This is a genomic window from Citrobacter braakii (genome assembly GCF_002075345.1).
Classification (GTDB): Bacteria; Pseudomonadota; Gammaproteobacteria; order Enterobacterales; family Enterobacteriaceae; genus Citrobacter; species Citrobacter braakii.
The window spans coordinates 316148-334905 of record NZ_NAEW01000006.1; the positions used below are offsets into that span (position 1 = coordinate 316148).

Here is an 18758-nt window from a genome sequence, read left to right on the forward strand (position 1 = left end):
GCCGGCCAGACAGGTGACCGGCAACTCGCTTTAGCGGCTAAAGAAAGCGCGCTGGATAGCCATCTCAACGCCACGCACTTCCGCCAGCCCTTTCAGGCGACCAATCGCGGAGTAGCCTGGGTTGGTTTTCTTTTTCAGATCGTCAAGCATCTGATGGCCGTGGTCCGGACGCATTGGGATCAGGTCCTCTTTACCCTCGGCTTTACGGCGCTGCTCTTCCTCAACGATCGCTTTCACGACTTCGTACATATCGACGTCGCCGTTAAGATGCGCCGCTTCATGGAAGGTTTTCGGGTTATCTTCACGCAGCGTGGAGCGCAGGTGGGTGAAGTAAATGCGTGGGCCAAACTGTTTGATCATGTCGACCAGATCGTTGTCCGCCCGGACACCGTAGGAGCCGGTGCACATGGTAAAACCGTTCGCCATGCTGTTGACCGTATCGACCATCCATTGCATATCTTCCACGGTGGAAACAATGCGCGGCAGGCCGAGGATTGGGCGCGGCGGATCGTCCGGGTGTACTGCCATCCGCACGCCTGCTTCTTCCGCCACAGGAATTATTGCTTTCAGGAAGACGGCAAAGTTCTCGCGCAGTGCGGCTTTATCGATATCTTTATAACGCGCAAGATGCTGGCGGAACTGGTCAAGCGTATAGCCCTCTTCCGCGCCCGGCAGACCGGCGATGATATTGCGGGTCAGACGCGCTTTGTCTTCATCGCTCATGGTGGCGAAGCGTTCATTCGCCTGAGCAATCTCTTCGGCGGTGTAATCCGCTTCCGCGCCCGAACGTTTGAGGATGTGCAGCTCAAAGGCGGCGAATTCAATCTGGTCAAAACGCAGCGCTTTGGAGCCGTCCGGCAGGACGTATTCCAGGTCGGTACGGGTCCAGTCGAGAACCGGCATGAAGTTGTAGCACACGGTACGAATGCCACACTGGGCCAGGTTACGCAGGCTTTGCTGGTAGTTGGCGATCCACTGCTGATAGTTACCAGAACGGGTTTTAATGTCTTCGTGGATCGGTACGCTTTCGACGACCGACCAGACCAGGCCCGCCTGCTCAATAATGGCTTTGCGTTTTAGGATCTCATCAACCGTCCACACTTCCCCGTTCGGGATATGGTGCAAGGCGGTGACCACGCCCGTGGCACCCGCCTGACGTACATCCGCTAAGGTGACCGGATCGTTAGGACCATACCAGCGCCATGTCTGTTCCATCTTTTATTCCTCATTTACGTTATGGACTCGACGATATGGCACATAAATTCCTCCTTTTGGTATGACATGTCAACCTGAAGGAATGAATTGGTTAACCAAATCACGATTTTTGCTGATTAGATCGCCATTTTGCGGCCAGGAAGCGCAGTAAAGATGTAAACATGTAACGCAATGTGACATTCATCGCATCAATGGTTAACCAATGCAGATAACATCTCAACCAAAATCATAATAGTTCAACCAATAAAGGTAGACGTTATATGCATGTTCTCAATATTCTGTGGGTCGTATTCGGCATCGGTCTGATGCTGGTGCTCAATCTAAGATTCAAAATAAACTCGATGGTCGCCCTGCTGCTGGCGGCGCTCTCGGTCGGCATGCTGGCGGGTATGGACTTAATGGCGCTGCTGCACACCATGAAATCCGGCTTTGGCAGCACGCTGGGTGAGTTGGCGATTATCGTGGTATTCGGGGCAGTCATCGGTAAGCTGATGGTCGATTCCGGAGCGGCGCATCAGATTGCTCATACGCTGCTGGCGCGACTCGGTCTGCGCTATGTACAGCTGTCGGTGATCATTATTGGTCTGATTTTCGGCCTGGCGATGTTCTATGAAGTGGCGTTTATTATGCTGGCGCCGCTGGTGATCGTCATTGCCGCAGAAGCGAAGATCCCGTTCCTCAAGCTGGCGATTCCTGCCGTTGCCGCCGCCACCACCGCCCACTCTCTGTTCCCACCGCAGCCTGGTCCGGTCGCGCTGGTTAACGCCTACGGCGCTGACATGGGTATGGTCTACATCTACGGTATTCTGGTGACTATTCCGAGCGTGATCTGCGCCGGGCTTATCCTGCCGAAGTTCCTCGGCAACCTCGATCGCCCGACGCCGTCATTCATGAAGGCCGACGTACCGGTTGACCAGAACAATCTACCGTCTTTCGGCATCTCTATTCTGGTTCCGCTGATCCCGGCGATCATCATGATCTCCACCACCATCGCCAACATCTGGCTGGTGAAAGGAACGCAGGCGTGGGAAGTGGTCAACTTCTTAGGCTCCTCGCCAATTGCGATGTTTATCGCCATGATTGTCGCCTTCGTGCTGTTTGGTACCGCGCGTGGTCACGACATGCAGTGGGTGATGAACGCCTTTGAAAACGCGGTGAAAAGCATCGCCATGGTGATCCTGATCATCGGCGCGGGCGGCGTACTGAAGCAGACCATTATCGATACCGGCATCGGCGATACCATCGGCATGCTGATGTCGCACGGCAATATTTCTCCGTACATCATGGCGTGGTTGATAACCGTGCTTATTCGTCTGGCAACCGGTCAGGGCGTGGTCTCAGCCATGACGGCGGCGGGGATTATCAGCGCAGCCATTCTCGACCCGGCAACCGGTCAACTGGTGGGCGTCGATCCGGCGTTGCTGGTACTGGCGACGGCGGCTGGCTCCAACACCCTGACCCATATCAACGATGCCTCGTTCTGGCTGTTCAAAGGCTACTTTGACCTGTCGGTGAAGGATACGCTGAAAACCTGGGGTCTGCTGGAGCTGGTGAACTCCGTGGTTGGTCTGATTATCGTGTTGATCATCAGCATGATTGCATAACGTCGATACCGCTCTGGCCCACAGCGCCAGAGCGGTTCTTTCTCCTGCCTTAACAATCCTCAATAATCAGATACACCGCCTTCACCGGGCCATGCACCCCAACCACCTTGATAAGCTCAATATCCGCCGTCGAGCTGGGTCCACTGATAATGTTAATGCACGACGGCATACGCTCACCGGCCTGCGCTTTCTGATGCAGTTTTTCTGCCAGTTGCGCCACGCGCGGCAGGATGGTGCTTTTACGCAGCACGAAAATCGAGGACTCCGGCAACAGGCTCAAAGAACGCCCGCGCTCCGGCGCGGAAAACAGCACCACGCCGCCGGACTCGGTCAGGCCATACTCGGCATACACTACGCCGACTTTCGCCTGCTCGGCCTCGGTAATATTTTCGCTGCCTCGCGCCGGATCCCAGACCACGGCGTTGCATTCCTGCTGCAAGCGTTCGGTGATGCCCAGCGCCACCAGTCGGCTGTCGCCGCTCAGCACTACCGGCTGACCCAATTCTTCACACAGGCGTAGCGCTGCTTCTGCGGCCTGGTCCTCGCGAGTCAGTTCACAGCGGGCCAGCATCACTTCGCTGGCGAACTGGATAAACGCATCGCAGCGCTGCTGCGGGCTAAGTTCGGTCAGGCGCTCGTTGGCATAATTGTTAACCGGCGCGGCATCCGCTTGCGGTTCGAAACGCGGCGGGCGACCCAGCGCCTGGGCGATGGTGTTTAAAAACGCGGTACGGTTATCCATTCTTTTTCTCCTGCGCCTGATGTTTCTTAAACCAGCTGCGGAAGCTCTCGCCGTCAGCATCAGGCAGATCGCGCGCCTCCATCCAGTCACCAATCGCGCCAACCTTGAGCGGGGTTTTCCCGCCATTGATAAACCAGCTTGCCGCATGCGCGCCCGCCATCATCCCGACTTTCCACAGCCCCGGATGGCTATTGGCATAAGCGAACATTTTGATCGCCCGTCGCTCGGCTTTCGGGGTAATGCCCTCCTCGGCCATCACCCGACGATGACGCAGGATCAGTTTTGACAGCGGAATACGCACCGGGCAGACGCTGTCGCAGGCCGTGCATAAGGAACAGGCGTACGGCAGGTCTTTAAAATCTTTATAGCCGCCGAGCAGCGGAGAAATCACCGCGCCGATAGGTCCAGGATAGATAGAGCCATAGCCGTGTCCGCCAATGTGGCGGTACGCCGGACAGGTGTTCATACAGGCCCCGCAGCGGATGCAGCGCAGCACATCGCGAAACTCAGAGCCCAGCACCTGCGAGCGACCGTTATCGACAATCACCAGGTGGAACTCTTCCGGTCCGTCCACGTTATCCGCCTCACGCGGGCCGGTCAGCCAGGTGTTATAGCCCGTCAGACGAGCGCCCACGGCGCTGCGCGCCAGCATGGTGATCAGCACATCCACATCGGCAAAGGTTGGCGCGATACGCTCCATGCCCATCACCGCAATGTGCGTTTTCGGCAGCGTGGTGCACATGCGCGCGTTGCCTTCGTTGGTCACCAGGCATACTGAACCGGTTTCCGCCACGGCAAAGTTACAGCCGGTAATACCGATTTCGGCACTCAGGAAATCCTCGCGGATCTTCTGGCGAATGAACAAGGTCATGGCTTCCGGGGTTTCCGGGCCGTCATACCCCAGACGCTCGTTCAGCACGCGGCGGATCTGATAGCGATCTTTATGAATAGCCGGGACCACGACGTGCGAAGGCGGATCCTGATCCAATTGCAGGATGTATTCCCCGAGATCGGTTTCGATCACCTGGATTCCCGCATCCTGCAGGACATGGTTGACGCCGATCTCCTCGGTCACCATCGACTTGGACTTCACCACCTTCTTCGCGTTTTTGCTGCGCGCGACCTGCAGAATATAGGCGGTGGCCTCTTCTTTGGTTTTGGCGAAATAGACGTGGCCGCCGTTTTGCATCACTTTCTCGGAGAGTTGATACAGGTAAGCGTCGAGGTTGCTCAGCACGTGATCGCGGATCTGGCTGGCACGATCGCGCCAGTCTTCCCAGTGGCCTAACTCATCGACCATTTTTTGTCGATTTGCGCCAATACGCTCCTGCGCATTGGCCACGGCTTTGCGCATGATCGGATCTTCTATCTGCTGACGAATGCGCAGTTTAAATTCTACATCGCTGGTTTTTATCGACATCTCTTTCCCCTCAGCGGCTCATCAGCACTTCAGCAATATGCATCACTTTGACCGGCTGGCCTTCCCGTTGCAGTCGACCGCCAATGTTCAGCAGGCAACTGACGTCTGCGCCAATCAAATATTCCGGCTGCGCATCCATCAAATGTAAGACTTTCTCTTTCACCATCTCGCCGGATATCTCGGCCATTTTGACCGAGAACGTCCCGCCAAAGCCGCAGCAGGTATCCTGATCGGCAAACGTCAGCAGCTCCAACCCGCGCACGTTTTTCAGCAGCGTGAGCGGCTCTTCCTTCACCCCCAGCTTCCGAGTCAGGCTACAAGAGGGATGATATACAGCGCGGCCCTGCAGGCTGGCGCCGACGTCCACCACGCCCAGCTTGTTGACGATAAAGGAGGTGAGATCCTGCATACGCGCGGCGACCTTTTCGGCACGCAGCGCCCATTCCGGTTCATCGGCCAGATACGTCGGATAGCTTTTTACCGCGTAGGTACAGGAGCCTGCTGGCGAGATAATCGGATCGTCGTTGTCTTCCAGGGCGGCGATCAGGTTTTTCATCCCAGGGATCGCCTCTTTGATGTAACCGCTGTTGATGGCTGGCTGACCGCAACACCCTTGCTTCTCGGGGAAATTAACGCGACAACCCAGTTTTTCCAGCAGCAATACGGAGTCTCGTGCCATCCGTGATTTCAGTGCGTCACCAATGCAGGTAACAAAGAAATTTACATTCACAATAACTACTCCATTGCTTCATTTCTGTTTATTGCGCTTGATATCGCGATATCAAGCAAAGGTTCAGCCGTATTTCACGCCCAGTTTTTCTGTTTGCTGTTTTTACTAATACCTGGGTTCATGGTGATGCTCGGGTCGTTTTCCTTTGATGCCGACTCTCCGCTTCTTAAGTCAGGACAGTCGCATATGTCTGTATTTTCATTTGTATGACAAAACCAAATAATCCCCTAATCAACCCCCATATGCAACAACCAGGTTTATTTCTTTCGGTCTCGCTCACATTTTTATATTTAAAACCACAGCGTTATGAACACCTTAATAACAGTTCCAAGTGCTTACTATTCTCATCACCAGCATTATTAAAAAGGTTATCATATAACTATTTATAGGTATTCAACTTACTCTTAAGTATATTTACCTGGCATTGGATTTTAATTAAAAGATTACAATAGTTACAAAACTACAAATCATAATTACTTTATTCACTGAAGCGATTCAGTTTACATACTTTATTAACCCAGCAATGTAGCCTCCCCACCATAAATATAAATCAGGTTTAATGAACCAATCAGGAATAGCAATGAACGAATATTTTATGTTTGCCCTGGCACTCTCTCCTTTACTACTGATGGTATTTTTAATATTGAAATTGAAAATGCCCATCCATTATTCCGTGTTGATCTCTTTGGTATTCACTGCCGCGCTGTCGGCCATATTCTGGGAAATGCCCGTACAGAATCTGAAAGCCGCGATAGGCTATGGCGCCCTGAAGGGGTTATGGCCGATTGTGATTGTGATCCTCGGCGCCATCTTCAGTTATAACGTCATGCAGGCGACCAAGGCGCTGGATATTCTGCGCGATATTCTCGCCAGCATTAGCGAAGATAAGCGTATTCAGGTGCTACTGATTTCATGGTGCTTCGGCGGATTCCTTGAAGCCGCGGCAGGTTATGGCACGGCGGTCGCTATTCCGATCGGCATTCTTATTGCGCTGGGATTCAACCCGCTGAAGGCGGCGATCGCTTCTCTCGTGGCGAATACCGTTCCCACCGCGTTCGGCGCGGTCGGGATCCCGGTATCTATTCTGGCGGAACAGGTTAATCTGCCGGTGTATACCTTAGGCGGAACCATTATTCTGCAGCTCGCGCTGTTTAATATCCTGCTGCCGTTTGTCATTGTCTGCATTATTGGCGGCGGCCTGAAAGCCATTCGTGGCGTATTTCTGATCACGCTGATTTGCGGCATCACCACGCTGGTTCCGCAATATTTTGTCGCCATTCATCTTGGCGCGGAATTGCCCGCCTTTGCCGGTAGCCTGGTCAGCCTGTTTGCCGTGGCGATGGTCAGTCGCCTGCGCAAAGGGAAAACCGATCCCGAGTGGCGCATTGAGGTCAGCCATACCCGCGAAACCACGCCGCGCTCGGCAAAAGTGTTGTTCCGCGTAGGCTCTATCTATCTGTTTATTTTTGTTTTTATCCTGCTGTGCTCACCGCTGTTCCCGACGATCAAAGGCGCGGCGTCCCAACTGGCCTCGGTGCTGCATTTCACGCTCGCCGACGGCAACACGCTGGCGCTGAAAGTTGAATGGGTGACCACGCCGGGGATGCTGATCATCTTTGCGACCCTTATCGGCGGTTTTATTCAGGGAGCGTCCGCGCGCGGGATGCTGGAAGTGTTTATCAAAACCATTTTCCAGCTTAAAAATTCCATTGTGGCGATTATGGCGATTGTCGCGCTGGCCACGGTAATGGATCTCAGCGGGATTATCTCCACGCTGGCCCAGTCGATTGTCGATCTGACCGGCAGTTCCTACGTCTTCCTCGCCCCGGTGATTGGCGCGCTAGGCACGTTTGTTACCGGCAGCGATACCAACTCGAATATTTTGTTCGGCAAACTGCAAACCATTGCCGCCAGTAAACTGCATATCGATCCCAACTGGCTCGCGGCGGCAAATACTTCTGGCGCAACAGGGGGGAAAATGATTTCGCCGCAGAGTATCGCCATTGCGGTTTCAGCCACCAAAATGGACGGACAGGCCAACCAGATAATGTCTGGCACCATGAAATACTGCTGCGCCTACATTGTGATCCTCGGCCTGAAAGTCGGTCTCTTTTATTACTGGTTTATGGCGTAATCCCTTGTCAACCCCGTCAAATTTACGGCAACCGTATTTGACGACACGGTGACCAAAAAGGTTTACACCGCTTCAGGATCGAAACGAAGCGACTGGCTTTACGATTTGTCGGCGCTGACTAAAATAGCGCCGATGTTTCAAATCGAGGATTGTTGTTATGTTGTTCTGGAAAAAGATGGTGAAGCAGTTCGACGCCTTTTCCGCGTTGATCCCACCACGCTACTTCCGCGTGTAATGCCTGGCGCTAATGCCTGATGGCGCTTCGCTTATCGGGCCTACGTTTCACGCTCATTTGTAGGCCGGATAAGGCGCAAGCGCCGCATCCGGCAGCAGAGAAAAATGTTCTCCCCTTTCACTTACGCAGCCCGCACGCTCTTAATACCCTGACCCACAGACGAAGCCATGCAAAACGGTAGATCAGCGGATGCTGAAATCGTAGCAGTGTCAGAAACATAGAGCCTCCTTGCGGCGCTACAGCACCGTTGCCAGATAGCGAATTTGCGGCTCCATTATCTGGTGACGCGCGTCTATCAGCCGCAGTTCATACGAGTCGTGCTCTTTCGTCAGCCGCATCACCGCGTCGACGACACTGGTGGTCCGCTCCAGCGCCTGCTTGTCCTCATAACCGTTGAGCAGTGAAGCCAGCATCACGCTGCAAATCAGATCCCCAACGCCCACCGGCATTTTGGCAAAGGTATACAGCGGCCGGGCGATGTGTAACGTCTGTTCCGCCGTCACCAGCAGCATTTCAAACGCCTGTTTGTCGCGCGAGCAGTCGCCGAGATGTTTAACCAGCACCTTCTTCACGCCCCACGCCACCAGCTGCTGCGCCGCTTCCACCACCTCGTCAAAACTACGTAGTTGTCTGCCCGTCAGCACGCCCAGCTCATAGAGATTCGGCCCCATCACATCGGCCAGTTGAATGGCGTCATCGACAAAAAAGGACTCCACGCCCTGCGCGACGATGCAGCCTTTTTGCGGGTCGCCCATCACCGGATCGCAAAAATAGAGCGCCTGCGGATTACGCTGGCGAATGGTGGTGACCGCGAGCTTCACCTCTTCGCAATGGCGTTTGTCCCCGAGATACCCGGACAGCACGGCATCGCATTGCGCCAGTTTTTGCAGGTCATCCAGCCCGCTGATGATGGCGCTCAGCTCGCCGTGCGGCATTGCCATGCCCTGCCACATCCCGTACTGGGTGTGGTTGGAAAACTGTACGGTGTAAAACGGCCAGACATCGATCCCCGAGAGCTGCATCGGCAACACGGCGGCTTTATTTCCGGCATAGCCATAAACGACTGACGACTGAACAGACAACACGTTTTTCATTTTGACTCCGTCTAGCGAAACGTTGGCAGCAGACCAAATACGTCCAGAACAACCGTCAGATAGACAACCGCCCCACAGACAATGACCAGATTGAGCACGGTGTTATTACACGGCGCGGTATAGCTGGCGGTCGGAAAACGTTTCCGCGCCGCTTTCACCAGGAACGGCGGCAGGATCACGCTCCAGATGGTAAAGGCCAGACCGGCGTAACCAATGGCGTGGACAAACCCGTTCGGGAAGAAGAAGCACACGGCGGCTGGCGGGAAGTAGGTCACCAGCGCGGTTTTCAGGCGACCCATGCCGTCATCCGGGAAGTGAAACAGGTCGGCGATGTAATCGAACAGGCCAAGCGTCGCCGCCAGCAGGGAACTGGCTACCGCAAAGTTGCCGAAGAAGGTCAGGATCAGATCCATATAACGGCTGGTGAACAGCCCGCTGATAGCCTCGACAAACACGTCGATATTGCCGCCTTTGGCGATAATTGGCGGGAATGAGGAACGGCTGATGTTGCCCATCGTGACGCCCAGCCAGAAGATATACAGCAGCAGGGCAAACAGCGTGCCGATGATAATCGAACGCGTAATATTTGAGATCCCGCTCGTGCCATACAGCTTAACCAGGCTCGGCACGTTACCGTGAAAACCAAACGAGATAATGCAGAACGGCAACGTCATCAGGATATACGGCAGGTACTGCGAATTGGGCAGCGCCACCGCCACGCTGTCGACAAGTTTCGCCACTTCGATATGCCCCACCAGGCCAGAGAAGGTGGCAAAGAACGCAATAAACTTACCGATAATCAACACGGTAGTAATACGTCCAACCAACAAGGAGCTGTACCAGGCAATCGCCCCGACCAGCATACTGACGATCACCACCGAGATATTCGCCGGAAAGCGCACGCCGCTGTATTTGAACACGGTTTGCGCCATCACCGCCGACGAACCAGAGATATAGGCATAGGTCAGAATATACAGCACAAAACCGAAAGCGATACCGACCACAATATTCCACTTTCGACCTAATAAATCCTGAGTAAAGGTATTAAAACTGGCACCGGCGCCATAATGCAGATTAACTTCGACCAGCATCAGACCGGTTAATAACATCATGATGGCGATAAACAGAAGAATAACTGACGCACCGGGGAACCATACGCCAGCCATCGCAATCGGCAGGGAAAACATCCCTCCACCCACTACGGTCGCGATAACCAACATGGTTCCGCTAATCAGTCCGGGGGTACTACTCTGTCGCTCAATGGCATTAATATCCATGATAAATGTTCCTGTAGACTATTCGTTATAATTACAGCTGTCATTTGTACATCATGCGGATAATAAAAATGTCGGAGTCAGGGTTTACTTTTGTAGTTATGTCACGGTAACGGGCACCGCAAAGGCTTCCTGTTCATGGAAAAGAAATACAAAAAAGCCCCATCCTGAGATGGGGCCATAATTATTATTTAGATATAGTCAAAGCGTGCAGTAAAGAAACGGAGTTGCTTCGGCTCGTAAATAAACTTCAGCCCGCGAATATCTTCTTTGTGCTGGTAAAGTTTAATAATACCGTCAGCCACCACATCCATATGCGCGTAAGTATAAACGCGGCGTGGAATAGTCAGACGCACGGTTTCCAGTTTCGGCCTGTGGTGTTCACCGGTCACGTTATTACGGCCCGCAGAGATAATTCCGCGCTCCATACTACGTACGCCGGTTTCCACATAGATACTGGCAGCCAGGCTTTGCGCCGGGAACTCGTCCTGCGTCAGATGCTCGCAGAAGCGACGCGCATCGAGGAATACCGCGTGACCGCCCACCGGTTCAACAATCGGTACACCTGCGGCTTTCAGCTTGTCGCCCAGATAGCGAACCTGCTTCACGCGGTGCTCGATGTACTCATACTGCATGGCTTCGCGCAGACCAATCGCCATAGCTTCCATGTCGCGTCCGGCCAGGCCGCCGTAAGATGGCATGCCTTCGTAGACAACGACTAACTCTTTGGCAGAAGAGAACATTTCGTCATCGTTCATGCACAGGAAGCCGCCGATATTCACCAGACAGTCTTTTTTACCACTCATGGTGCAACCGTCGGCGTAGCTGAACATCTCATGCACGATCTCTGCGATGCTCTTGTTCTCAAAGCCCTGCTCTTGCTCTTTGATGAAGTAGGCGTTTTCTACGCAGCGGGTAGCGTCGTAGAACACTTTAATGCCGTGTGCTGCAGTCAGTTCACGCACCGCGCGCATGTTAGCCATGGAGACCGGCTGCCCGCCTGCGAGGTTAACCGTGACTGCCAGGCAAATATAGGCAATATTCTCGGCGCCTTTTTCATCAATCAGTTTTTGTAATTTTTTAAGATCGATATCACCTTTAAAAGCAATATTCAGACCGGCATCGTGCGCTTCGTCACGAACGATATCGACAAACACCGCACCATTTTTTTCCTGGTGATAACGGGTTGTAGTGAAATACATATTCCCGGCAACATATTGCCCCGGTTTAATTGCCAGCTGCGATAACAGGTTTTCTGCGCCGCGCCCCTGGTGAGTAGGAACAATATGTTTAAAGCCAAACAGTTCCTGCACGGTTCTTTCCAGATGATAGAAGTTTTCACTGCCCGCGTAGGCTTCATCACCCATCATCATGCCGGCCCACTGCTTGTCGCTCATTGCGTTGGTGCCACTGTCTGTCAGCAGGTCAATATAAATATCTTTCGAATTTAACAGGAAAGTATTGTATCCCGCTTCTTGCATTTTCTTAAGGCGTTCATCACGCGGGATCATAGATACAGTTTCAACGCTTTTAATACGGAAGGGTTCTGCCGGATAATTCATTTTGTTTCTCCAGTAACAGTGGTCATGTACGTATTAATGTGAAGTAAAGCATACCTGGTTCATCAATAAATTCTGATGAAATATAACTATTCGCCTCCTGAGTCAGGGGGAGAAATAATGTGGAGGCACTATGCAAGATTTAATTGATTATGGAAATAGCCTGGTCAACATTAATCACTGGCAATAATTTAAAAAGCTGTAAATGTAGGTGATGCAAATCACACGTCATTTTTTTACCCGTTCATATTCAACAAGTTTTTTTTTGCGTGTTGATTTGCCATTTGCGATGGTGCCCCCGTGGAGAGGGGAAATACTGAAAACTTAACTTTCCAGGCTGTGCTCATACTGTATTGCTGAATGAGTACACCCCATTTTGTGAGAGTCGGATCACTTCACGGGTTTATATTTGTGATTCACATCACTAAAAGTGTAAAGCAAAGTGTACAAAACGGTGTTGTTTCAGAGTTTGATATTTGATTCAGTGAGTTAGATCGCATTTTTGGCCTGATACAGATGGGCGTTATTTTCTGGAAATGGCAGGTATCAGGAGGATGGGACAGGAATGAATTTATACGGTGAATAATACTATGTTTATTGGGATAGAGAGGATTTCTATTTATTCCGAAAGCGTGCTAATCGCGCTTATTTCATCTTATTTACATCTGGACTTCCCGCCAATTACTGGGGTAATTTACAGGGGTTTTATTAGCGCGATGCGAAGGTGCGCCAACACCTCCGCATCGCTAATCACAGTAACTATTTCACGAGAATAGCCATCATGACTGATACGCATTGTATTGCAGTTTCATTTGATCCAGAAGTGTACGTCGCAGATAACCGTTGCCTGAAGGTGGGTTATGCGAGCGGTTATCCTGATTACAGCCGTTTGCCGGTGAAGTATGTCCAGTTTCCGTCCATCGTGATGAAGGGCCAGTGGCTTAAAGCCGCCGGATTCGACACCGGCACCCGCGTCGATGTGCGCGTCATGCAAGGCTGCATTGTGTTAACCGCCCGCGCGCCCGAACCCGAAGAGTCAGAACTGATGAAATCCCTGCGCGCCGTGGAAAAGCTCTCCGCGCGTAAGCAAAAGCAGGTGCTGGAGTTTATCGGGGTGATTGCGGGGAAAGCGGTGAAGGGGTAACGGTCTTGCTAAAGGCGCCTGTGGGCGCCTTTATTAGGATGTATTGCGTCATCTTTGTTATGCCGTAGTACGTTCGTTCCAGGCGTCGGTATATTGAATATTGCCATCTACAATACACCAGGTGATTTTTTCATAGCGCAGTTGTACGCTTTCCAAATGCCCGGTTCCCGTTACCGTACGTGTGTCATGCACGATTGGTGTCACTGATACAACTTTTACACCTTCAAGCAGGGTATTAAAATATTCCACTTCCTGGCCTGCGTCGTTTATGTGATAGAACTTAAGTTCCGCACTTTGAAGTGTCTGACCTGTCGCAACTGCTTTGTAAAGGTATGGGCTGGAGGAATCGATCTCTTTGTCAAAAAGAAATGGGCCATGTTGGCGTGTGCCGGTTAGCTTTCCAGTGGCACCATCGGTTGGAATGCTAAGGTTATGTGTTAAACCACGTAGCTCAATACTGCCTTCACGTCCCCGGACATCTGAACCTCCACGAATCATCGCGCCACCATCATCTTTTAAAATAAATGAACGGGTACAGCCATTTTTAAAACTCCTTGTAATCAATCATATAACCAGTGACCTGCTCTGGCTGATTCTGCGAACATACGCACAGTAAGCGGTTTTGACACTTGTTTGATGGGTTCTTGGGTAAACCACTTTCGATAGACCGACTCTCTTTCCCACGGGTAATAGGCCTCGAAATCAATGACTGAAACATCAACGTTATATTTCTCTCCAAAATCTTCAATAGCATACGGTAATTCATCCCATTCAGCGTAACCTTGCAGCGGCGTATCAAGTTCAATCGGGATAGGCTTGAAAGTAAACGTTACCGCGAGAGATAACTCTCCCCGAAAAAATTCTAATACCTCGTTATCCGTCACCATACGCGATCTTCCTCTCTGGCAATGGTGTTGTAGGTATTCACCGTTTTATAGACAATTTGGGCGACATCACTTGCGAGTAATGCCCAACCAATCACAGGAATTGTTCGTCCAACGAATGCCCCCAGATTGTTAGTCATCATGGGTTTTAAATATTTGATACTGGCATTGGTGATGGTAGGAAGCCTGACGGGCAATCTTACGTTAAGAAACTCACGAGAATATTTGGAGGCAATTGATGTACCTTGTGTTGCCCCATATGGCTTACCCCGTGTTTTCAACAATGGTAGCCCAAGAATGATACATGACATTTCTACCACATCTTTAATTCCCCCAAATTGTTCATCAATCTTGTCGAGGAAAATCCAGAAAAATAGCTCACCTGCAGAAATGTTGCAGACCCCTTTATAAAAGTATGTTCCGTTAAGTTCCTCAACTGTGTCCACTAGAGATCCTTCGATATGCAATAATTTGCATACTTATCGTACTCCTGCGTACCCTGGTGGGGGAACGGTAACTGCCGTGGCGTATGTGTTTTTCAGAAAACATAAAAGTGATGTCGTTGATGTCAGACAACATGCCACGCATAGTGCTTTATCAAATTGATACCAATAAGTGACGTCGATAGCGCATCAACCCGTCTTTGCTTGATCAGGTGATATTTTGCGAGCATCATCGCAATTATTTACCTGATAATGAAATCAATGACTTCCAGTAAAACCCTGCAACAGGCAATTGCCGACATCACCATCTGGCGTAAAGGCGAGCAGCGTGCGCCGCACAAACCTTTGCTGCTGCTTCATGTGCTGGCGGGTTATCAGCAGGGTCACGGTCGCCTGTTTGACTACGGTTCGGAAGTTCGCGACCCATTGCATAGCCTGCTGGAACGATTTGGACCACAGCGCGCGCAGTACCGCCCGGATATGCCCTTCTGGCGCTTACAGAGCGATGGGTTCTGGGAGCTACAAAACGCCGAGCAGTGCTCAACATCCGGCAGCAGTAAACAGCCCCCTGCCGGAGAACTGGTGACGCATAACGTTGCCGGAGGCTTTGATGAACAACATTTTGCCCTGCTGAAAAAGAACAAGAACCTCATCAACGCCCTGGCCCAGCAAATCCTTGAAGCGCACTTCACCGAAAGCATTCAGGAAGAAATCGCGGATGAACTGGGGTTTGATATCCTGCAAATCCGCAAACAGCGGGACCCGTTGTTCCGCCAGCAGGTTCTGCGTGCTTATAACTATGAATGCGCCATTTGTGGCTTCAATATGCGCCACGACAGCACTTCAGTTGCGCTTGAAGCGGCCCATATCAAATGGAAACAGCATGGTGGCCCGTGCGAGATTTCAAACGGCCTGGCGCTGTGTGCAATCCACCATAAAGCCTTTGATAAAGGTTCGATTGGGCTGGATGAGAGTATGCGAGTTCAGGTGTCACCCGCAGTGAATGGCAGCGGCATGGTGGGCAGACTGTTCTGGGATTTCGACGGTAAATCAATAGCGCTGCCGATGATGCGCGAGAATTATCCAAAAGAAGGGTTTGTAGAGTGGCACAGGAAGGAGGTGTTTAGGGGATGAGTGCGAAGGCCGGACTCGAATTTAACATCCAACAGACTGATATCAATGTAGTTTATAAATAGGAATAAATAGTTATACCCGCACTTGTACCCACAAGTTAAAATCCGTATAAACAATAGACATTGCGAGTGGGTATAAAGCCATACCAGTAGAACACCGATATGGCTGTCAAAGCAATATTCACGCAGGCAAGAAAGTTTTCTTCAGAGGCACCAAAAGTTTGGTCTCAATATCCACTTGCTCATAGTTCTCAATAAGCGCACGGACGAGATCATCAAGCGTCCAGAGCGTTAGTGGTATCGTCGAACGATCGGCTTCATATCGAGCATCTTTTGTAAAACCACCGGTACTGACATAAAGCCCGCGATCGTCTTTATGGCGACCTCCGATAAAGCTGCGGATCTGTTGGCTTCCCATTTGCTCCCTGCGATGTTTTACCTCAACGATAATACGTGGATTTTCAAAACCGAATCCATCAGGTGAAGCAATGATATCTTTACCCCGATCGGCTCCCGCAGGTGACACCTGCGTTTTATAGCCCATACTGCGTAAAACTCCGGCAACCAGATTTTGCATCTCGTCCCAGTCAAGAGAGTTGATGCGATCTTTGATACCTTCAAACGCGAGCATTTCCATATCGCGGAGCGGATCAGAAACGACCTCATCTTCATCCATCGCAATTGGATTCTGAGTAATCACATCTACCGTAGGTTTCTTATCCTGCAAAAGCTCTTCTAGAGCATATTCTGGAAGCTGGAAAACCGTCAGCGTGGAGCCCAATGTGTTTTTGGTAGCAACAGACAATCGATCGCGATCGATTTCTTCAGTATTCCATTTAACCTGTCGAGCAATACCCATCCCCTCTTCCACCCATTCAGGATGATATTGGAAGTCGGATGTGACTTTGCCTAGCAAATAAGTACGGTTGGCTGGCGAATAGGTAATAACCCAATCACCCTTTTGGATCTCATTCACAAAACGCCAGACCTGCGATGCACCAGAACGCGCAGTTCCCAGCTTTGTTAAGGGGTCTGCCTCCTGGTATAAGGCGAGTAACTGGGCTCGGGACAGGCCGGGTTTGACTAATGGAGCCAGCTGAGACCAACCGATGCCTACAATTTGCTTATCGCGAAAATCATCATAGAGCTTGCCGCCATCGCCACGAATCATCCACATTCTGTTGCCCATACCAGTCCCTTCATGAGGAAAAGAAATTAAGCTGGATCATAAGCTTGTTCGTCGCATGCGTCAAAACCATCAACAACGACGGCCCAGCATTCCCGGATTGTACTTGCGATAATGTGCCCAGTTAAAATTACAGCTTCAATTGGCATGATATTTCGTCCATATAAGTAAAAGCACCAACCAGCATCGGTAGGTGCTTTTATAATGGGTGAATCAGGGAGGCTATTCCCAATGCTCACCGTGCCGCGCTAATACGATTTCTTTTCAATAAACCAGTTGCCTGCCGCGCCCGCAGAATATCGACTGCCCGCAGATATGGGGACTGTTCCTGCCAGTTGAATCCCCTGCGATCGATACGAACCAGTTCGTACTTTTCTACCAGAAAGTTAACGGCATCGGCCAAAGTTATACCGGCATCGATATGTTCCTGAATTACCGTTTCATCACTGAATGGTGTGTCGTTGAGTGTCAGGCCATAATGTTGTTCCAGCAGGCGTGCAAGCAGCATTTGCCACACTGCCACGGGCGATAGACATAGCGTCGCCGCCTGCGGAGTTGTTGCAGGTAGAGTTTTCATATTTGCTCTTGTGGAGTTAGTTAACGTTGAGTGGGGTAAACGGCGATGTATACATAGCCGCAACTGCCAAGTGTATCGGCTTCGCAGGTGAAACCGTTGTGGTACAGGGTGACGCAGTGGGCATAGCGAGGATTCATTTCACTAGTGGTCAACATCGATTCCATCTGGCTGATAAAACGTGGGAATACTTCATCCAACTTCAAAGATTCTGCGTTACTGAATTCACCGGTAATGCTGACCTGGTCAGCCAGATAGTGCAGTTGGTTTCCCTCCTGTACCAGACGAGCGCCAAAGCAAGGCGTCACATTACGATTCAGCCCCCACTGGAGAAATGAATCGTTCTCTGAGCCAGTAGATTTCATTGAAGTACCCTCATATCCAGCCTCGCTCTGCAAACGACACAATGCCATCTGAACCGACAACCAGATGATCGAGTATGTTCACATCAACTAGTGCCAGGGCTTCTTTAAGCCTACCCGTAATGTTGCGATCGCATTGGCTGGGCTCCGGATCACCGGATGGATGGTTATGCGCCAGCACGACAGCTGCAGCATTGAAGCGAAGCGCTGACTTCACTACCTCTCGAGGATGGACCTGGACATGGTTAATCGAACCGGCAAATAGCGATTCACTCTCCAGTAAACGGTGCTGGTTATCGAGATAGAGCACCATAAACACTTCCCGTTCTTGTCCTGCCAGATGTAACCGAAGCCAGTCACGGGCAGCAGTACTAGAGGTAAAGGATACACCGGGCTGGCGCAGATATTTATCCAGCAGGTTGATGGCACGACGAATGGTGCGTTGGGCATAGGGGGTTAATCCGGAGGTCGCGGAGAGCAAACAACCATGCTGGGCCATAATCGCCAGTGGAAAGAGTTCAGGCTGCGATGACTCCGGGGATAATACAGTATTCATGTCAGGCATTCCTTAGTCTATAAGATGCATAATGGCGCTGCATTCCGGATGGTTTAGCGCGTAGTCGCGTAAGCGATAATAGTGTCCAGTCATAGCGTCACACTCGGTGCGGCAGGCGTGGTGGCTGTAAGCCATCAGGCAGGCGACCATCCCTGCAGCTTCACTGGTAAGCTCTGCGCCATTGCCGTTCATGCTGTTGAACAATGTCCACTTCTCATCGTGCTCTGACTCGGGAGCCATAAAAGCACCGCCGTTGCTGAGCGTCGAAAAGTTCCAGATACCACCGTGGTAATCGGCACACAGCCGATCCATCCAGGCGAAAATGCGAGGTTCAAGGGTTATCCATTGTGGGATGGAGCCAAAGTGCTGCGGCCAGAAGCCGATGCGTAACTCGTCCGGGACCACTGAGGCAGTATTTGCGGTATGCTCCGCGAACTGATGATTTTGTGTATTCATTAAACTATCTCCT

Annotated in this window: 18 protein-coding genes and 1 pseudogene; 4 read left to right on the top strand and 15 right to left on the bottom strand. The window is 51.4% G+C overall.

What is annotated here, in order from left to right:
* Positions 1 to 30: 30 nt before the first annotated feature.
* The gene (uxuA, locus tag BZK42_RS15585) at positions 31 to 1215 is read right to left on the bottom strand and encodes a mannonate dehydratase (protein ID WP_016151555.1); all 1185 of its coding nucleotides are present in this window, start codon (positions 1213 to 1215) and stop codon (positions 31 to 33) included.
* 260 nt (positions 1216 to 1475) lie between these two features.
* Here uxuA and gntP point away from each other — a divergent pair, with 260 nt between their 5' ends.
* Positions 1476 to 2819: a gluconate permease GntP gene (gene gntP / locus BZK42_RS15590; RefSeq protein WP_019078289.1), complete on the top strand. Its 1344-nt coding sequence runs from the start codon at positions 1476 to 1478 to the stop codon at positions 2817 to 2819.
* 49 nt (positions 2820 to 2868) lie between these two features.
* Here the strand turns inward: gntP and BZK42_RS15595 are convergent, their stop codons facing one another.
* Genes BZK42_RS15595 through BZK42_RS15605 form a run of 3 tightly spaced genes read right to left on the bottom strand, consistent with a single transcriptional unit; the run spans position 2869 to position 5711 of the window.
* Positions 2869 to 3561 (bottom strand): LutC/YkgG family protein, encoded by a 693-nt coding sequence (locus BZK42_RS15595; protein ID WP_016151553.1) that lies wholly within the window; start codon positions 3559 to 3561, stop codon positions 2869 to 2871.
* Complete coding sequence (locus BZK42_RS15600; protein WP_080859429.1) at positions 3554 to 4981, bottom strand: LutB/LldF family L-lactate oxidation iron-sulfur protein; 1428 nt, start codon at positions 4979 to 4981, stop codon at positions 3554 to 3556. Before BZK42_RS15600 ends, BZK42_RS15595 begins: the two co-directional genes overlap by 8 nt.
* A 10-nt stretch (positions 4982 to 4991) precedes the next feature.
* On the bottom strand, positions 4992 to 5711 hold the full coding sequence (locus BZK42_RS15605; protein WP_016155592.1) for a (Fe-S)-binding protein: 720 nt from the start codon (positions 5709 to 5711) through the stop codon (positions 4992 to 4994).
* Positions 5712 to 6291: 580 nt separating this feature from the next.
* Between BZK42_RS15605 and BZK42_RS15610 the strand changes: the two genes are divergently transcribed.
* A complete protein-coding gene (locus BZK42_RS15610) occupies positions 6292 to 7845 on the top strand; it encodes an L-lactate permease (RefSeq protein ID WP_016151550.1) in 1554 nt (517 codons plus the stop codon).
* A gap of 471 nt (positions 7846 to 8316) precedes the next feature.
* Here the strand turns inward: BZK42_RS15610 and pdxY are convergent, their stop codons facing one another.
* From pdxY to BZK42_RS15625, 3 genes are all read right to left on the bottom strand, one after another.
* Positions 8317 to 9174: a pyridoxal kinase PdxY gene (gene pdxY / locus BZK42_RS15615; RefSeq protein ID WP_016155591.1), complete on the bottom strand. Its 858-nt coding sequence runs from the start codon at positions 9172 to 9174 to the stop codon at positions 8317 to 8319.
* An 11-nt stretch (positions 9175 to 9185) separates the two neighbouring features.
* Entirely contained in the window at positions 9186 to 10451 is a 1266-nt protein-coding gene (locus tag BZK42_RS15620; protein WP_016151548.1) for an aromatic amino acid transporter, read from the bottom strand.
* 188 nt (positions 10452 to 10639) lie between these two features.
* Positions 10640 to 12010, bottom strand: a complete 1371-nt coding sequence (locus BZK42_RS15625) for a tyrosine phenol-lyase (RefSeq protein WP_016155590.1) — start codon at positions 12008 to 12010, stop codon at positions 10640 to 10642.
* A gap of 778 nt (positions 12011 to 12788) precedes the next feature.
* Here BZK42_RS15625 and symE point away from each other — a divergent pair.
* Positions 12789 to 13151 carry an endoribonuclease SymE gene (gene symE, locus BZK42_RS15630; RefSeq protein ID WP_080859430.1) on the top strand — a complete coding sequence of 121 codons (363 nt, stop codon included), beginning with the start codon at positions 12789 to 12791 and terminating at the stop codon, positions 13149 to 13151.
* Positions 13152 to 13208: 57 nt separating this feature from the next.
* Here the strand turns inward: symE and BZK42_RS15635 are convergent.
* The 3 genes and pseudogenes from BZK42_RS15635 to BZK42_RS15645 all read right to left on the bottom strand — a co-directional run bounded on the left by BZK42_RS15635 (position 13209) and on the right by BZK42_RS15645 (position 14481).
* Positions 13209 to 13693: pseudogene (locus BZK42_RS15635) on the bottom strand (Hcp family type VI secretion system effector).
* An 18-nt stretch (positions 13694 to 13711) separates the two neighbouring features.
* Entirely contained in the window at positions 13712 to 14038 is a 327-nt protein-coding gene (locus BZK42_RS15640) for a DUF1493 family protein (protein WP_080859432.1), read from the bottom strand.
* Positions 14032 to 14481 (bottom strand): STM2901 family protein, encoded by a 450-nt coding sequence (locus BZK42_RS15645; protein WP_047414564.1) that lies wholly within the window; start codon positions 14479 to 14481, stop codon positions 14032 to 14034. Before BZK42_RS15645 ends, BZK42_RS15640 begins: the two co-directional genes overlap by 7 nt.
* A gap of 258 nt (positions 14482 to 14739) precedes the next feature.
* Here BZK42_RS15645 and BZK42_RS15650 point away from each other — a divergent pair, with 258 nt between their 5' ends.
* The gene (locus tag BZK42_RS15650; RefSeq protein WP_080859434.1) at positions 14740 to 15612 is read left to right on the top strand and encodes a phosphorothioated DNA-binding restriction endonuclease; all 873 of its coding nucleotides are present in this window, start codon (positions 14740 to 14742) and stop codon (positions 15610 to 15612) included.
* A gap of 180 nt (positions 15613 to 15792) precedes the next feature.
* Here the strand turns inward: BZK42_RS15650 and BZK42_RS15655 are convergent, their stop codons facing one another.
* The 5 genes from BZK42_RS15655 to BZK42_RS15675 form a co-directional block, all read right to left on the bottom strand.
* Complete coding sequence (locus tag BZK42_RS15655; protein WP_049017154.1) at positions 15793 to 16800, bottom strand: restriction endonuclease; 1008 nt, start codon at positions 16798 to 16800, stop codon at positions 15793 to 15795.
* A gap of 232 nt (positions 16801 to 17032) precedes the next feature.
* Complete coding sequence (locus BZK42_RS15660) at positions 17033 to 17374, bottom strand: TA system toxin CbtA family protein (protein ID WP_080859436.1); 342 nt, start codon at positions 17372 to 17374, stop codon at positions 17033 to 17035.
* 20 nt (positions 17375 to 17394) lie between these two features.
* The gene (locus BZK42_RS15665; protein WP_080859438.1) at positions 17395 to 17736 is read right to left on the bottom strand and encodes a type IV toxin-antitoxin system YeeU family antitoxin; all 342 of its coding nucleotides are present in this window, start codon (positions 17734 to 17736) and stop codon (positions 17395 to 17397) included.
* A gap of 10 nt (positions 17737 to 17746) precedes the next feature.
* Positions 17747 to 18289, bottom strand: coding sequence for a RadC family protein (gene radC, locus BZK42_RS15670; RefSeq protein WP_080859440.1), 543 nt, complete (start codon positions 18287 to 18289; stop codon positions 17747 to 17749).
* Between the two features lie 12 nt (positions 18290 to 18301).
* Positions 18302 to 18745 carry an antirestriction protein gene (locus tag BZK42_RS15675; protein ID WP_080859442.1) on the bottom strand — a complete coding sequence of 148 codons (444 nt, stop codon included), beginning with the start codon at positions 18743 to 18745 and terminating at the stop codon, positions 18302 to 18304.
* Positions 18746 to 18758 lie beyond the last annotated feature (13 nt).

Bases quoted from the DNA above. Each gene is read 5' to 3' on its own strand.
- uxuA (WP_016151555.1), bottom strand. From the start codon at position 1,215: ATGGAACAGACATGGCGCTGGTATGGTCCTAACGATCCGGTCACCTTA.
- gntP (WP_019078289.1), top strand. From the start codon at position 1,476: ATGCATGTTCTCAATATTCTGTGGGTCGTATTCGGCATCGGTCTGATG.
- BZK42_RS15595 (WP_016151553.1), bottom strand. From the start codon at position 3,561: ATGGATAACCGTACCGCGTTTTTAAACACCATCGCCCAGGCGCTGGGT.
- BZK42_RS15600 (WP_080859429.1), bottom strand. From the start codon at position 4,981: ATGTCGATAAAAACCAGCGATGTAGAATTTAAACTGCGCATTCGTCAG.
- BZK42_RS15610 (WP_016151550.1), top strand. From the start codon at position 6,292: ATGAACGAATATTTTATGTTTGCCCTGGCACTCTCTCCTTTACTACTG.
- pdxY (WP_016155591.1), bottom strand. From the start codon at position 9,174: ATGAAAAACGTGTTGTCTGTTCAGTCGTCAGTCGTTTATGGCTATGCC.
- BZK42_RS15620 (WP_016151548.1), bottom strand. From the start codon at position 10,451: ATGGATATTAATGCCATTGAGCGACAGAGTAGTACCCCCGGACTGATT.
- BZK42_RS15625 (WP_016155590.1), bottom strand. From the start codon at position 12,010: ATGAATTATCCGGCAGAACCCTTCCGTATTAAAAGCGTTGAAACTGTA.
- symE (WP_080859430.1), top strand. From the start codon at position 12,789: ATGACTGATACGCATTGTATTGCAGTTTCATTTGATCCAGAAGTGTAC.
- BZK42_RS15640 (WP_080859432.1), bottom strand. From the start codon at position 14,038: ATGGTGACGGATAACGAGGTATTAGAATTTTTTCGGGGAGAGTTATCT.
- BZK42_RS15650 (WP_080859434.1), top strand. From the start codon at position 14,740: ATGACTTCCAGTAAAACCCTGCAACAGGCAATTGCCGACATCACCATC.
- BZK42_RS15655 (WP_049017154.1), bottom strand. From the start codon at position 16,800: ATGGGCAACAGAATGTGGATGATTCGTGGCGATGGCGGCAAGCTCTAT.
- BZK42_RS15660 (WP_080859436.1), bottom strand. From the start codon at position 17,374: ATGAAAACTCTACCTGCAACAACTCCGCAGGCGGCGACGCTATGTCTA.
- BZK42_RS15665 (WP_080859438.1), bottom strand. From the start codon at position 17,736: ATGAAATCTACTGGCTCAGAGAACGATTCATTTCTCCAGTGGGGGCTG.
- radC (WP_080859440.1), bottom strand. From the start codon at position 18,289: ATGAATACTGTATTATCCCCGGAGTCATCGCAGCCTGAACTCTTTCCA.
- BZK42_RS15675 (WP_080859442.1), bottom strand. From the start codon at position 18,745: ATGAATACACAAAATCATCAGTTCGCGGAGCATACCGCAAATACTGCC.